The organism is Flavobacterium sp. K5-23, assembly GCF_023278045.1.
Classification (GTDB): Bacteria; Bacteroidota; Bacteroidia; order Flavobacteriales; family Flavobacteriaceae; genus Flavobacterium.
In genome coordinates, this window is sequence record NZ_CP056783.1 from 2132744 (window position 1) to 2149227 (window position 16484).

12 protein-coding genes are annotated in these 16484 nt (G+C 34.5%); 3 read left to right on the plus strand and 9 right to left on the minus strand.

Annotation, left to right across the window (positions count from 1 at the left end):
- Positions 1 to 17: 17 nt before the first annotated feature.
- Positions 18 to 545, minus strand: coding sequence for a superoxide dismutase family protein (locus FLAK523_RS09305; protein WP_248902839.1), 528 nt, complete (start codon positions 543 to 545; stop codon positions 18 to 20).
- Between the two features lie 755 nt (positions 546 to 1300).
- On the opposite strand from FLAK523_RS09305, the gene FLAK523_RS09310 reads away from it, so the two are divergent.
- The 3 genes from FLAK523_RS09310 (at position 1301) to FLAK523_RS09320 (ending at position 4948) form a co-directional block, all read left to right on the plus strand.
- Complete coding sequence (locus tag FLAK523_RS09310; protein WP_248902840.1) at positions 1301 to 2386, plus strand: hypothetical protein; 1086 nt, start codon at positions 1301 to 1303, stop codon at positions 2384 to 2386.
- A gap of 70 nt (positions 2387 to 2456) precedes the next feature.
- On the plus strand, positions 2457 to 4082 hold the full coding sequence (locus FLAK523_RS09315) for a BCCT family transporter (protein ID WP_248902841.1): 1626 nt from the start codon (positions 2457 to 2459) through the stop codon (positions 4080 to 4082).
- Positions 4083 to 4090: 8 nt separating this feature from the next.
- Complete coding sequence (locus tag FLAK523_RS09320) at positions 4091 to 4948, plus strand: universal stress protein (protein ID WP_248902842.1); 858 nt, start codon at positions 4091 to 4093, stop codon at positions 4946 to 4948.
- A gap of 291 nt (positions 4949 to 5239) precedes the next feature.
- Here the strand turns inward: FLAK523_RS09320 and FLAK523_RS09325 are convergent, their stop codons facing one another.
- From FLAK523_RS09325 to nhaA, 8 genes are all read right to left on the minus strand, one after another.
- Positions 5240 to 7030, minus strand: a complete 1791-nt coding sequence (locus FLAK523_RS09325) for an acyl-CoA dehydrogenase family protein (protein ID WP_248902843.1) — start codon at positions 7028 to 7030, stop codon at positions 5240 to 5242.
- A gap of 73 nt (positions 7031 to 7103) precedes the next feature.
- Positions 7104 to 7454 (minus strand): four helix bundle protein, encoded by a 351-nt coding sequence (locus FLAK523_RS09330; RefSeq protein ID WP_248902844.1) that lies wholly within the window; start codon positions 7452 to 7454, stop codon positions 7104 to 7106.
- Between the two features lie 65 nt (positions 7455 to 7519).
- A complete protein-coding gene (locus FLAK523_RS09335) occupies positions 7520 to 8701 on the minus strand; it encodes an acetyl-CoA C-acyltransferase (protein WP_248902845.1) in 1182 nt (393 codons plus the stop codon).
- Positions 8702 to 8793: 92 nt separating this feature from the next.
- Complete coding sequence (locus FLAK523_RS09340; protein WP_248902846.1) at positions 8794 to 11184, minus strand: 3-hydroxyacyl-CoA dehydrogenase/enoyl-CoA hydratase family protein; 2391 nt, start codon at positions 11182 to 11184, stop codon at positions 8794 to 8796.
- Between the two features lie 65 nt (positions 11185 to 11249).
- Positions 11250 to 11735 (minus strand): MarR family winged helix-turn-helix transcriptional regulator, encoded by a 486-nt coding sequence (locus FLAK523_RS09345; protein ID WP_248902847.1) that lies wholly within the window; start codon positions 11733 to 11735, stop codon positions 11250 to 11252.
- Between the two features lie 211 nt (positions 11736 to 11946).
- The gene (locus FLAK523_RS09350) at positions 11947 to 13722 is read right to left on the minus strand and encodes a long-chain fatty acid--CoA ligase (protein ID WP_248902848.1); all 1776 of its coding nucleotides are present in this window, start codon (positions 13720 to 13722) and stop codon (positions 11947 to 11949) included.
- A gap of 221 nt (positions 13723 to 13943) precedes the next feature.
- Positions 13944 to 15275 carry a DUF389 domain-containing protein gene (locus tag FLAK523_RS09355; RefSeq protein ID WP_248902849.1) on the minus strand — a complete coding sequence of 444 codons (1332 nt, stop codon included), beginning with the start codon at positions 15273 to 15275 and terminating at the stop codon, positions 13944 to 13946.
- Positions 15256 to 16449: a Na+/H+ antiporter NhaA gene (gene nhaA / locus FLAK523_RS09360; protein ID WP_248902850.1), complete on the minus strand. Its 1194-nt coding sequence runs from the start codon at positions 16447 to 16449 to the stop codon at positions 15256 to 15258. The genes FLAK523_RS09355 and nhaA overlap by 20 nt, the downstream gene beginning before the upstream one ends.
- Positions 16450 to 16484 lie beyond the last annotated feature (35 nt).

Here is a 16484-nt window from a genome sequence, read left to right on the forward strand (position 1 = left end):
CCTAATTTGTAATAAAATTATTTAATTATAGCTGAACAGGCAACTCTGGCACCAGCATTTCCTGAAGGTTGAGAAGTGAAATCATCAGTTCCTTGATGCACTATTAATCCTTTTCCAAGGATGTCTTTTGTAGGATCGCCAGAACCAATATTCCATTCATCAGTAGTCATGCTAATTGTTCCGTTTCCATTTTTGTCTGCAATAAAATTCCCTATGTCTCCTTTATGATAATCACCAACTCCCCATTTACCATGGTTTTTGAATGTAGGGTTCCAGTGTCCGCCAGCCGAACTTCCATCTGCAGCAGTACAATCTGATTTTTCATGGATATGAATGGCATGAACTCCGGGAGTTAATCCAGATAATTTAGCTGTAAAACTAACTTTGCCATTTTGTTCAATAAAAGTAGCTGTTCCTGATACTTTACTATTGCTTTTTGATTCGAAGGATAGTACTAATTTTTTGGAGTCATTGGGATTGCTATTTGTTTTGCAACCAATAAGCACTGCAATTATAAATGCTGTCGAAAATATTATTTTTTTCATGATGTTATATGTTTTACTAATATTGTATAAAATTACGTATAAAATTAGGATCATAAAATTAATTTTAGTTTTAATATTTTATTTACATTATCTTACAAATTAAATGTGACGTTTAAAGAGTTTCCTTTTTATTAAGTATTATCCCTGTTAAAAAAAATGTTTTATATTTATATAAACCAAAAGAGAATTACATCAGATTTTAGAGCGATATAATAACTTTATGTGAAAGTATATTGCTGTTTTTTTTGGCAATAGTTCGTGTGATTTTTTCAATTGACAATTTTTGATCTTTTATAATGGTTTTTTTTAATAATAAAAATACAAATTATTCAAGGTTTGGCTTTTATTAGTGTGATATTCTCTGAAGTAAATCTTATTCCTTATTTATAGGGATTTAACCCTCTTTTTTGACTAATTTTGCACTCCAATATTTTGTTTTTTAAAAACGGCTTCCGATCAAACAGGATAGCATTGATTATAAGTCTTTAATCATTTAAGTTTTTTTTTGAAATACTTACTGTGTATTTAGTCATAGTATGTACTATCATTTTTATTTGCAATTATTTGCAAAAGAGGCGTAGTTAGAGATTAATCACATTTACTGCCGGACTTCTATAATAACAATTATTTGTTTTCTATTTTTTTTACTTTAATCATAACTAATCACTAATTAATTTCACAATCACTATATGTTACAAAAAAATACTCGTTTACAATTCTCAAAAACTTTTTGTTTTGCAATCTTAGCCTTGCTAATGGCATTTCCTATAATGGCTCAGGATAAACCAGAACTTAATATTGGCGGAGCATTGCGTTTCAACTATAATTTATCTTCATGGAAAGAAGGCCAGAAAAAACGTGGTGGGGATTTTGGATATGATTTGTTCAGAATTAATGCCAAAGGTGCTTATAAGGGAATATCGATGAATGCCGAATACAGATTGTATTCTCAAGATTTTGGAGGCGGAATGCTTAAGCAGGGTTGGCTGGGGTACAATTTCAATGAAAAAGACCAAATTCAGGTTGGTTTAACCCAGGTTCCTTTTGGTATTCAACAATACAACTCTAACAACTGGTTTTTCAACCTGACCTATTATGTAGGATTGGAGGATGACCATGATATGGGGGTTAAATACATGCATACAGGAGAGAAATTTGACTACCAACTAGCATTCTTCAAAAATGCGGAAGAATTAAGATTTGGTAACAATTCCGAAAATTCTCCAAACCGTTATTCTTATGATATCGCAGGCAGAAACAAAGAAGTAAATCAATTCAACGGAAAAATCAGCTACAAATTCGGAAAAGAATCCGCAAGTAGATTGGGTGTTTCCGTGGAATATGGAGGCCTATACAATCTTGACACCGAAGAAATGGGCGATCACGCTGCTTTTGCCGCTCATTACGAAATAACAAAAGGAAAATGGAATGGTAAAGCACAATTTATTACCTCTTCAATTAACCCGGAGAATGCAAATGGAGAATCCAAAGATGTAGTTACGATGGCTGCCTATGGAGCGCCTTATGAAGTTGCTGCCGATTTTAATATGTACTCTTTGGGGATCTCCAGAAATGTTCCCGTAGAATGGGGACCTGTTTCAAATTTACAGTTTTATAATGATTTTGGCTATATGCAGAAAAAAGCGTCCGGATTTACTGATTCTTACATGAATGTAACTGGAGTTTTAATCTCTGCCGGAAGTGTATATACCTATATTGATTATGCTGCGGGATACAATCATTCCTGGTTAGGTGGAAATTTTGTAGACGATTTCTCCAAAGGGAATCCAGATGCTAAATGGGAAGCAAGGTTTAACATTAATATTGGTTACTATTTTTAGAGTTCATATATAAAAAGAAGGGATTCAAACTCCCCAAGAAATTAAATTACATTAAAAAACAATTTGCTTTATGGCTAAGAAAATTATAAGAAGTGATGAGAGGAAATCCATTTTTGGATTGGATGTTAATGGACCTGTGTTTTTCACATCAGCGATTACCATCATCATCATAATAACATTAACCCTGATGTTTAAAGAAGGGGCAGAACAAGTTTTTACGGCAACCCAGAATTATGTCGCAAATAAGGCGGGTTGGTTTTTTATCTTAAGCGTAAATATTTTTCTGATATTTATGATTTATCTGGCCTTCAGTAAATTTGGACATTTAAGGATTGGAGGACAAAATGCGAAACCTGAATTTAAAACCCTTTCCTGGTTCGCAATGCTATTTAGTGCCGGAATGGGAATTGGATTGTTGTTTTGGAGTATTTCAGAACCCGTTTATCATTTTCTGAGCCCACCAATGGCCGCAGGCGGAACTGCCGAAGCAGCCAAGGAAGCTATGAAATTTACCTTTTTACACTGGGGCTTTCACGCCTGGGCAGTTTATGCATTGGTAGGATTATCTCTGGCATATTTTACCTATTCTCGTGGACTTCCACTTACCATTAGATCAATTTTTTATCCTTATTTAGGTGATAGAATTTATGGAAGAATTGGAGATGCGATAGATATCTTCGCTGTACTTGCCACTTTATTTGGTCTTGCCACTTCTTTAGGAATGGGAGTTCAACAAATTGCTGCAGGGTTACATCACCTATTTGGAATAGATAGTGGTGTACAAACTCAAATTATCCTAATTGCCGTAGTAACCTCAATTGCTACTGTTTCAGTTGTTTTGGGAGTTGATAAAGGAGTTAGAGTTTTGAGTGAATGGAATATGAGAATAGCGGTGCTATTTCTTTTGATGGTAGTGATATTAGGACCAACAATCTTTATTTTTAAATCCTTCGTACAAAACACAGGGAGTTATGTATCTAGTTTTCTTGAAGTTGCAACTTGGACAGAAAGCTACACTGGTTCTAACTGGCAAAATGCCTGGACCGTTTTTTACTGGGGATGGTGGATTGCTTGGTCACCTTTTGTAGGAATGTTTATTGCTCGTATTTCCAAAGGGCGTACAGTGCGTGAGTTTATTTTGGGAGTTTTATTAGTGCCTTCCCTTGTAACTTTTTTCTGGATTACAGCCTTTGGAAGCACAGCGTTACATCAAACGCTTCTTGGTGATAATACTATTGCAAATGCCGTAAATGATAACGTTGCGACTGCACTGTTTGTATTTTTAGAAGATTATCCTTTCTCATTTTATCTTAATATTGTTGCCATAATTTTAATTGCAGGTTTTTTTATTACGTCTTCAGATTCCGGATCTTTGGTGGTAGATAATTTAACCTCAGGGGGTAAAATAGATTCTCCAGTAGGCCAAAGAATTTTTTGGGCGATTGCTGAAGGTGGTGTTGCTGCGGTACTTTTAATTGGTGGCGGATTACAGGCGCTTCAAACAGCCACTATTGTAACCGGATTGCCATTTGCCGTGATTTTAATAATTATGTGCTTTTCACTTTACAAAGGTTTAAGCGAAGACCTGAAGAAACTACAAAAGCGAGAATCCCAAAAAGAACTAGAAAATTACGAGGAAATCGTTTCTGACATCGTTAAAAAACAAAATAGTAATCAACAAAACAAAATTAAATAATCCCAATAATGACTGAAATAAATAACATCTTGGTCGCCTTAGACCTTTCGGATATTGATAACACCTTAATTGAGTATGCATCATTTATTGCAGATACACTGAAGGTAAAAAAAGTGTACTTTGTACATAATATCAAAAAATATGAGATCTCGGAATTATTTGAAGAACAGTTAAAGGATATTAACCTTGACGAAATAATAGGGGATGAGTTAAATGAAAAGGTAGAAGAAAAATTCACCTCTTCAGCAGAATGGGAAGTGCTTATTTCAGAGGATCCTTATTCTGAATCCCTGATCAATTATATTGTCAATAAATACGAGGTTCAGCTCGCTTTAGTTGGAAATAAAAATAAGTTAAAAGGTACTGGAGTCGTTAGCGGGAAATTACTACGTATGCTTAAATGCAATATTCTGTCTATCCCTAAAAATGCGAAACCGGTTATTAGCAATATTTGGGCGGGAACAGATTTCTCAAGTGCTTCCAATAAGGTTTTTGAAGTGGCTGAAAATTTGCAGAGAAGCACTGCGGCTAAAGTAAAAGCCGTGCACGTATACAATGTGCCTCTTCAATTCTCTCCTTACATTCCAAAAGAGCATCTCGATCTGAAGATAGAAAATCATCTAAAGGAAAAATATGAGAAATTCATAAAAAAAATAGGATACAAAGGGGAATTAACTACTGAAATTATTCCGGGAAGAGATAGCGGGGTTGCAGAAAAACTGCGTGCCAAGGCCGAAGCTTCAAAGGTGGATCTTATTATTGTGGGAGACAAAGGCAGAAATACCTTCTCTTCTTTACTTGTAGGAAGTGTTACTGAGGAACTTTTTAATCAGGATCTGGAAGTGCCTTTATGGATTGTTAAGTAGTAAATCAACATTGGATTCAACCTTTTAGCAAATATTGAAATTAATATGGTTTTGACATTGATTTCAGCAAGTTTTTCGTTTAAAAAAAACAAGTTGAATGCAACAAGAAGATCCATTATCCAAATAAAGAAAACCCACGATAGTAATCGTGGGTTTTACATTTAATGTTTTGTGTAAAAAGGGTTAAACTATTGCTTCAACCCAACGCCTAAGAGTTATAAAAATTAAAAGCCGCAATCATCAGATGATTGCGGCTTTTTAAACAAAAAACTAAAAAAAAATCTATATGGATTAGAAGCAGTATTCGTTTTCTGCCACTAATTTAGAAGTAATAGTTTCTCTTAAACCTACAATATTTGGCATATTTGTATATTTAGTAAAACGTCTTAATCCCATTAACATCATGCGTTGTTCATCTCCTTCAGCAAAAGAGATAATACTTTCTTTTCCTTTTTGAGTTACAATATCAACTGCTTGGTAAAGGTATAATTTAGCCATTGCAATTTGTTCTTGAACTTTATCTTCTCCTTCTTTTTTGGCTGTTTTTTCCGTTCTTAGAATGGTGCTTTCAGCCATGTAGATTTCGATTAATATATCAGAAGCTGCCATTAATAACTGTTGGTGTGCATCTAAATCCGGTCCGTATTTTTGAACAGCTCCACCAGCAACCATTAAGAATGCTTTTTTCAATTTACCAATCATTTCCTTTTCTTCTGCAAATAATTCAGAATAATCAGGAGTGTCAAAAGAAGGTATTCCCATTAATTCTTCTTGCACTTTTGAAGCAGGTCCAAGTAAATCAACGTGTCCTTTCATTGCTTTTTTAATCAACATTCCTACAGATAGCATTCTGTTGATTTCGTTTGTACCTTCATAGATACGAGCAATTCTAGCATCTCTCCAAGCACTTTCCATAGGTGTGTCTTCAGAGAATCCCATTCCACCAAAGATTTGAATTCCTTCATCAGCACAATTTTGTACGTCTTCAGAAACAGCTACTTTAAGTACTGAGCACTCAATAGCATACTCTTCAACTCCTTTTAATTCAGCATCTTGATGAGTAGAACCTTCCGCTTCACGAGCCGTAATTCTATCTTCAATATTTTTTGCTGCTCTATAAGTGGCACTTTCACCAGCATAACAAGAAGTTGCCATTTCAGCTAATTTTGAACGAATCGCTCCAAATTGTGAAATAGGCGTGTTAAATTGGATTCTTTCGTTAGCGTATGCAGTTGCGTTTGTAATTACTCTACGTTGAGCATCAAGACAAGCTGCGGCTAATTTAATACGTCCAACATTCAAAGCGTTCATAGCTATTTTGAAACCATTTCCTCTTTCTGACAACATGTTTTCTGCCGGAACCTTAGTTTCGTTAAAGAAAACTTGACGAGTAGAAGAAGCACGAATTCCAAGTTTGTGTTCCTCTTCATTCATTGAAATTCCATTGTCATCCGAGTTTTCAACGATAAAACCAGTAATGTTTTTATCATCTCCAATACGAGCAAAAACGATGAATACGCTACAGAAACCTGCATTCGAAATCCACATTTTTTGACCTGTAATAGAATATGTTTTTCCGTCTTCTGATAAAACTGCTTTTGTTTTTCCAGAGTTAGCATCTGATCCAGCACCTGGCTCAGTCAAACAGTAAGCACCAAACCACTCACCTGAAGCTAATTTAGGTACGTATTTTTGTTTTTGCTCTTCGCTACCATATAAAGTAATTGGCATAGTTCCAATTCCAGTATGTGCTCCAAAAGCAGTAGAGAATGAACCCGTTGCTCCCGAAATATAATCACAAACTAAAACCGTATTTACAAATCCCATTCCCATTCCACCGTAAGCTTCAGGAACTGCAACGCTAAGGAAACCTAAGTCTCCCGCTTTACGCATTGTTTCTTCAGTTAAAGCGTAATCTTTCTTTTCAAAACGGTCTTTATTAGGCCATAATTCTTTGTCTACAAACTCTTTAACAGAGTCACGCATCATTAATTGTTCTTCATTGAAGTCTTCTGGAGTGAAGATATCTTCGCACTTTGTCTCTTTTACAAGGAATTGACCTCCTCTAGTTACGTCGCTCATTTTTTTGATTTTTAGATAAAAGATTTTAGAGTAAAGAATATAGAAAATAGATTAGAGAGTATTGCTGATAGCATTATTTTAATCCATTTTGAAAACCCATAGTCATTCTTTGAAATTCTTCTATTTTTGTTTCTATTTTATTAAATTTTTCTTCGTTGATATATTTTCTATGCTTTGCAACTAATAGTTGTGTAATAAGTTCAAATGAAGAACCTAAAGAGATATCTATAAAATGGCTAAATGATTTATCAGTTCTTGATGAACCCTCAGCAATATTACTAGGTATTGAAACCGAACATCTGCTTAATTGAGAGCTTAAATCAAATCTTTCGTGTTTTGGAAACTCTAAAAGTAAATCCGAGACATCATTAGCGATTTCGATACCTATTTGCCAAATTTTTAAATTCTTATAATTATGGCGCATATTCTCTCTTCTTAAGCAATATTATTTACTCTTGTTTCTGTTTTCTATACTCTTTGTTCTCTTCTTTACATCAACTCATAAACACCTGCAGTCCCTTGTCCAGTTCCTACACACATAGATACGATTCCGTATTTATCTCCTCTGCGTTTCATTTCGTCAAATAATTGAACAGAAAGTTTTGCTCCAGTACATCCTAGTGGGTGACCCAATGCAATTGCTCCTCCATTTACATTCACGATATCAGGGTTTAATCCTAATTCACGAATCACGGCAATCGATTGAGAAGCAAAGGCTTCGTTCAATTCGATCAAACCAATATCATTCAATGATAATCCAGCTTGTTTCAATGCTTTTGGAATCGCTTTTACCGGTCCTATTCCCATGATTCTTGGTTCAACTCCTGCCGAAGCAAAGTTTACTAATCTTGCGATAGGCTCCAGGTTTAATTCTTTAACCATTTCTTCGCTCATAACAAGTACAAAGGCAGCACCATCACTCATTTGTGAAGAGTTACCAGCAGTTACACTTCCTCCAGCTTCAAAAACCGGTCTCAAACCTGCTAATGCTTCTTTAGTTGTTCCTGCTCTAGGGCCTTCATCTTTGTTTACAACATAAGATTTAGTTTCTTTTTTTCCGTTTTCGTTGATGAATGTTTGCTCAATAGTGATAGGTACGATTTGTTTGTCAAATTTACCTTCCGCTTGTGCTTTCAATGCTTTCATATGTGAGTTGTACGCAAACTCATCTTGATCTTCTCTGGAAACTTTAAATTGTTGGGCAACTGCTTCTGCAGTTAATCCCATTCCCCAGTAGTAATCTTCGTTTCCTGCTTTTGCAACAGCATAATCCGGAGTAGGCTTGTAACCTCCCATTGGAATAAAACTCATGCTTTCGGCTCCACCTGCAATAATACAATGTGCCATTCCTGATTGGATTTTGGCTGTAGCCATTCCAATAGTTTCAATTCCAGATGCACAGTAACGATTCACTGTTACACCAGGAACATCCTCCACTTTCAATCCCATTAAGGAGATTAAGCGTGCTACGTTCAAACCTTGTTCTGCTTCCGGCATGGCATTTCCTACCATAACGTCATCAATACGGGTTTTATCAAAATCAGGCAACTCATTCATCATAAATTCGATGGTTTCTGCTGCTAATTCATCAGGTCTTTTAAATCTAAAAACTCCTTTTGGTGCTTTACCAACTGCAGTTCTGTATGCTTTTACTATATAGGCTGTTTTCATGTTTTTTCTTTTTAAGAGTAGAGAATCTAGAGAATAGAAAATAGACTTTAAATTGGTCTTAATTCTATATTCTATTCTCTTTGTTCTATTTTCTAATTACGTAACGGTTTCCCTTTGGTTAACATAAATTGGATTCTTTCCAATGTTTTTCTTTCAGTACATAATGACAAGAAAGCTTCACGTTCTAAATCCAATAAATATTGCTCACTTACTAATGTAGGCTCAGATAAATCTCCACCTGCCATTACATAAGCCAGTTTATTAGCGATTTTTTTATCATGTTCTGAGATGTATTTACCCGCTTGCATTTGGTCCGTTCCCACTAAGAACATTCCTAAGGCTTGTTTTCCAAGTACTTTTACATCCGTTCTGCGTATTGGTTGTGTGTAACCCGCTTCCGCCATTAACAAGGCATGTTTCTTGGCTTCTGCAATTTGACGGTCTTTGTTTACCACAATGATATCTTTTCCTTTTTGTAAAAGTCCAGAGTCAAAAGCTTCATAACCAGAAGTTGATACATTTGCCATAGCGATAGTCAAGAAATACTCTTGCAACACGTTTAGCTCCACATCATTTTTATGGAATAAATCAGAAGCTCTTAAAGCCATTTCTTTAGATCCACCACCTCCAGGAATCACACCAACACCAAATTCCACTAATCCCATATAGGTTTCAGCAGCAGCAACAACTTTATCAGCATGTAAGCTCATTTCGCATCCACCACCAAAAGTCATTCCGTGAGGAGCGACCACAACTGGAATTCCAGAGTAACGTACGCGCATCATAGTGTCTTGGAACATTTTGATGGCCATATTCAACTCATCGTATTCTTGTTCCACTGCCATCATAAAGATCATTCCGATATTAGCACCCACAGAGAAATTCGCTGCTTGGTTACCAATAACTAAACCTTGGTATTCTTTTTCCGATAAATCGATAGCTTTATTGATTGCTTGAAGTACATCGCCACCAATAGTATTCATTTTAGATTGGAACTCTAAATTCAAGATTCCGTCTCCTAAGTCTTGGATAATAGCACCGCTATTGCTCCACACTTTTTTGCTTTCGCGTATGTTGTTCAGGATGATAAATGAATCTTGTCCTGGTATTTTTGTTTGTGATTTTGTAGGGATATTGTAGAAATAAGTAGCTCCTTCTTTTATTGAATAGAAACTTTTACTTCCAGAAGCAATCATATCATTTACCCAAGCAGCAGGAGCAAGTCCTTCCCCTTTCATGATTTCGATTCCTTTTTCAACACCAATAGCATCCCAAATTTCGAATGGACCATTTTCCCAACCGAAACCAGCTTTCATAGCATCGTCGATTTTGAAAAGTTCGTCTGAAATTTCAGGAATTCTGTTCGAAACATAAGCGAACATAGCCGAAAAACTTTTTCTGTAGAATTCACCTGCTTTGTCTTTTCCTTTTACAAGAACTTTAAAACGATCGATAGGTTTATCAATTGTTTTTGTCAATTCAAGAGTAGTGAAAGAAGCTCTTTTAGCAGCACGGTATTCAAGAGTGTTTAAATCCAAAGTCAGAATTTCTTTTCCTTCTTTTTTATAGAAACCTTGTCCCGTTTTACTTCCTAGCCATTTGTTTTCCATCATTTTATTGATGAAACTAGGTAGTTTAAATAAATCGTGTTGTTCGTCAGTAGGACAGTTTTCATAAATACCGTTAGCAACATGCACTAAAGTATCTAGTCCAACAACGTCAACGGTTCTAAAAGTAGCCGACTTAGGTCTACCAATAACTGGACCAGTCAATTTATCCACTTCTTCAATAGTCAATCCCATTTCGGTAACCAAATGGAATAAACTTTGAATTCCGAAAATACCGATACGGTTTCCAATGAACGCCGGAGTATCCTTAGCAACAACCGAAGTTTTACCCAAGAATTTCTCTCCGTATATAGTAAGGAAGTCTAAAACTTCAGTAGAAGTTTGCGGACCAGGAATAATTTCGAATAATTTTAAGTAACGCGCAGGGTTAAAAAAGTGTGTCCCACAAAAGTGTTTTTGGAAATCTTCACTTCTTCCTTCACTCATAAAGTTAATAGGAATACCAGAAGTGTTAGATGTAATTAGAGTACCCGGCTTGCGGTATTTCTCCACTTGCTCAAAAACTAGTTTCTTGATGTCCAGTCTTTCTACAACTACCTCAATAATCCAGTCTACATCAGCAATTTTTGCCATGTCATCCGTCGTATTTCCAGTAGTGATTCGGTTAGCGAATTTTTGACTGTAGATAGGAGACGGTTTCGATTTCAAAGCATTCATTAAATGCTCATTCACTAAACGATTGCGTACTATCTTGCTTTCAAGGGTCAACCCTTTTTTAGTTTCTACATCAGTTAATTCTCTAGGAACAATGTCAAGAAGTAAAACTTCAACACCAATGTTAGCAAAATGACAAGCAATTCCTGAACCCATGATTCCAGATCCAATTACTGCAACTTTTTTAATTGTGCGTTTCATACGTTATTAATATTTATTTTTTATTAGATCCCAATAATTCTATCGGGAGGCAATGTAATTCGTAATTATTTATTGTTCGTTTTAATCATGGCGCTATCATTATCAGTGACTTCGGTTTGATTAAATATGCTTTTATCTAGAATTAATTCGTTGATCGTTTCAGCAACTTCCATAAAATGTTTTAGTTTTTCATCAGAGATATGTTCTCTTACGGTTTCATTAAATTTCAATACCGTATTTTTAGACAATTCTCTTTTTTCTTTACCAAAATCAGTTAGGTAAATCAATACCCCACGACCATCTTCCGGGTTTTTCTTTCTTATGATTAAGCCTTTTTCTTCCATTGATTTCAAGGTCCTGGTTAAGCTCGTGGCTTCCATTCCCATTTTTGGGCCAAGTGAAGTAGAAGGTGTTCCTTTATCTTTATCCATACTCAACAAAGCGAAACCCGTTGCCATAGTAGCGCCATATTTAGACGCCTCTTCATTATACATTCTGGAAACAGCTTGCCAAGTGGCTCTTAAAACATAATCTATTGTTTTATCTTTCATATTTATGGATATCGAATTCAAATATAATAAAAAATACTATGCACGCATAATATATTTGAATAATTTTTTGTTAAATTTATTTGAATATAAAAAAACTCCTCAAATAATTGAGGAGTTTACTGTTTTTTTGCCAAAAAGGGCAATTATATATTGTTGTTTACCTTTTCTTTAAGTATTGATAAAATAAGTACAATTTATAATGTTGAGTTTATTAATTATAGATTTTGTCAAATAATTTCTTATACATCTCCATCACTATTTTTCTTTTCAGTTTCAGTGTAGGGGTAAGGTGACCGCCTTCAATAGACCAAGCGTCAGGGGTTAGTTCAAAACGTTTTATTTTTTCCCAATTTCCAAATTTCTCATTTAGCTCGTTCACTTCTTCTTGAATGCGTTCGATCACTTTAGTGTTTGAAACCATCTCTTCATTAGTAGTACCTATGTCTATTTTATGTAAAGAAGCCCATTCTTTTACGAAATCAAAATTAGGCTGTATAAAAGCGGCAGGCATTTTTTGTCCGTCACCTATTACCATAATCTGCTCGATAAAACGAGACTGTTTCATAGTGTTTTCAATGATTTGTGGCGCAATGTATTTTCCTCCTGAGGTTTTAAACATTTCTTTTTTACGGTCGGTAATTTTCAGGAAACCTTCTTTGTCAAATTCTCCTATGTCACCAGTATGGAAATACCCATTTTGTATTGCTTCAGCCGTTTTTTCTTCGTCTTTGTAATACCCCATCATTACATTAGGACCTTTGCATAGGATTTCGCCATCCTCGGCAATTTTAACTTCTACACCATCAATCACTTTTCCTACTGTTCCCACTTTGAAACCTTTGTTTCTCATGTCGTTTACGGAGATTACAGGAGACGTTTCTGTCAATCCGTAACCTTCCATTACAGGGATTTCTGCTGCTGCAAAAACTCTTGATAATCTACTTTGCAATGCGGCACTTCCTGAAACCATTAAATCTAAGTTACCACCCAAACCTTCTTTCCATTTGCTGAAAATCAATTTACGGGCTATTTTTAGTTGGAATTCATACCAAGCTCCATTAGCGCCATAAGGTTCGTATCTTAAACCTAAATCAATAGCCCAAAAGAAGAGTGCTCTTTTGATTCCCGTTAATTCGGCGCCCTTTGCATATATTTTGTCGTATACTTTTTCAAGAAGTCTAGGAACCGCAGTGATTACATTTGGTTTGATTTCTTTCAGGTTGTCGCTAATTTTCTCTATTGATTCCCCAAAATAAACGGATACACCATAATACTGGTATAAATATAAAATCATTCGTTCAAAAATATGACAAATAGGAAGGAAGCTTAAAGAACGGGTTTCTCCTGGTGAAAAAGGGATTCTAGTAGCGCTATTCAATACATTTGAAACAATGTTTTTATGAGAAAGCATTACTCCTTTAGGTCTTCCTGTTGTTCCTGAAGTGTATATAATTGTGGCTAAATCTTCTGTAGTCACATTATTTTTACGGTCTTCTACTTGATCTTGATTGCTTTGGTCTTCCCCTAAAGTCAATAATTCGTTCCAGTTTTTACAACCTTCGATTGTATCAAATGAGAAAACCTCTTTTAGGTTAGGGACTTTATGTTTTATTAAGTTGACTTTACGCAATACCTCGGCATCCGATACAAAACAATATGTTGCTCCACAATGATTAAGGATGTATTCGTAATCATCTTCGGATATAGTAGGGTAGATAGGTACATTTTGCGCTCCGGTTTGAAGGATACCAATGTCCATGATATGCCATTCGGTTCTATTGTTAGTAGAAATCACGGCTATTTTATCGTTTTTTTGAATGTCCATTTTCAAGAGTGCTCTTGAAATGGTATTTGCTTTAGCAATATATTCTTGTGTAGATGTTTTTACCCAAACTCCATTTTGTTTGCTAACTAAAGCATCTGGGATAGAATTGAATTTTTCTTGCTGATAATATGGAAAATCAAAAAGTCTAGTTATTGAAGTCATTATAGGGTTGTTGAGTTTTGTTGCAAATTAAAAAAAAAATTATCGATTTTATTTAATATTTTAAAAATAAATGAATAAAATATACTTAAATATGTAAATAGGCGATAATAATTTTATTAAAGAGTTGTTTGTTTGTATATATAACAGCGTTTTAATCACCAGTTAAAAACAGTGCCTTTTTATTTATAATGTACCGTTTCGTTATTTTTTATTGCGACTGATTATTTTTTAACTTCTTTGATTTCAGGTGTTTTTTGGTAAATTTCTATCTCTTTTTTTTGTAATCGCTTTTGAAGCCAAAGGGTAAGCTGTTCTTTTGACGACTCGCTTAATGGAGTTTTACTTTTGTAAATTAAAATTGGGATAATTTTAGTGCTATCTGTATTTTCATTGTAAATATGGTTTGAAATCGAAATATTTTCGACAATGGGATATAGGATTTTCATCTCGGCTAAAAGGGCATTATTGTCATATAAGTTAGCTGAAATTTCTTTTTTCAAATTTAAAATGGTCATGTCTTTTTCACTTAAGACTGATTTATTGAATTTTATTTCGTTGAGGATACTGCTTTTTAAATCAGTTGTATCTTGTTTAATCGATAACTGAGTATTATTGATGTTATAAGAAATCAATTTTTCATTCAGTTCTTTTATTTCAAGATTATTGAATTTTTTAGTCAAAAAACCCAGCTCAATCTTTTTAGGGTTACTGTTAAATTTCGTTCTCTGGTAAAGAACGGCATATCCTTTATTGGTAAATTCAGTTTCCAGGAACATATTTACTTGATGTTGGTATTTTTTTTGTTCGAATAATTGATAGGCAAAGAAAATACTAGGAAGTATTAACGCTAAAATTAAACCAGTTATCATATACCTAACCTTTTTTTGCATCGCATCATCTACTTGCTTTTTAATTGGATATTTTAAATATTTCACAATTAGAAAAGTGGAAATACATATAAAAACACAGTTTATAGAGTATAAATACATTGCCCCAAAAAAGAATTTATAACTTCCAATAGCCAAACCATAGCCTGCCGTGCAAAGCGGAGGCATTAAAGCTGTTGCTATTGCAACTCCAGGAATTGGATTCCCTTTTTCGACTCTTGTAATAGCAATTACACCAACTAATCCCCCAAAAAAAGCAATTAGAATATCATAGATGTTAGGAGAGGTTCTCGACAATAATTCAGATTGTGTTTCTTTAAAAGGACTTAAATAGAAATAAAGTGTTGATACTAATAAACCTACAACTGTGGCAATTAACAAGTTTTTTAATGATTTTTTCAATAAATTAAAATCATAAATACCTAAACCAAAACCAGCACCAATAATAGGTCCCATTAAAGGAGATATTAACATCGCACCTATAATTACTGCAGTGGAATTAACATTTAAACCAATAGATGCAATAACAATGGCGCAGGCTAAAATCCATAGACTGGCCCCTCTAAAGGATATGTTTGAAATGACATACTCAAGAACTTTGGCCTTGTTTTCCTCCCCTTTTGATAAGTTTATAAAGGATACAAATTTATTCATTACCATTGACATTCTCTTTTAAATTATATTTTAAAAACGTAAACCCAATTACTCCTGCAACTAATGAAGAAAGAAGAATAACGAATTTGGCATTGGTTATAATCGTTTGATCTTCAAATGCTAATAATGTTATAAATATAGACATTGTAAATCCAATTCCTCCTAAAAATCCAACACCAAATATAACTTTCCAGTTTAAATCAGCTGGAAGTTTGCACAGTCCTGCAGCACAAGCTAAGTAACTAAAAAGGAATATTCCTAATGGTTTACCTACAATAAGTCCCAAAGCAATACCTATGCTGTAATGCTGTGCCAGGGTTTCCCCTATGTTTGAACTTATTATAATAGCTGTATTGGCCAAGGCGAATAAAGGCAAAATGAAGAAACCAACAGGCTTGTGTAAAAAGCGTTGTAATTTATACGAAGTTGAATCTTTTTTCCCGTTACCAAAAGGGATAACAAAGGCTAAAAGAACACCGGTTATGGTCGCGTGTATTCCTGAATTCAACATGAAATACCACATGATAAATCCTCCAATTAAGTAAGGAATTATATTTTCCACTTTCTTTCTGTTTAATAAAAATAAGGCAAACAAGATTCCAAAAGCAAATATTAAATTCATCCAAAGAATCGATTTCGTATAGAATATTGCTATTACAAGTATGGCGCCTAAATCATCAATTACCGCTAATGCTGTCAGGAAAATTTTCAGTGACAAAGGAACTCGATTCCCCAGTAAAGACAAAATCCCTAATGCAAATGCAATGTCAGTAGCCATAGGGATTCCAGCTCCTGACTGTGCGATAGTTCCAAAATTAAACAGCAAATACAATCCGGCAGGAACAAGCATTCCTCCCAAGGCTGCAAAAATGGGTAACATAGCATCTTTTATGTTCGATAATTCACCCAGGTAAATTTCTCTTTCTAGTTCTAATCCAATTAGTAAAAAGAAAATAGTCATTAATCCATCATTAATCCAATGCTCAATACTTCTACCTCCTAGGTAATAATGCCAAGTATGGATGTAATCTACGCCAAAATCAGAATTGGCTATAATTAGTGAAACTAAGGTGCAACCTATCAATATAATACCACTCGCTTTTTCACTATCGAAAAATTCTTTAAATAAATCGGAAGTATAAAGCTCTTTAATTTTTTTGATTCTTTTTTTCATGTTTTTTTTCATATAGCCGGCATTTTAATAATCGTAATCAGAATATT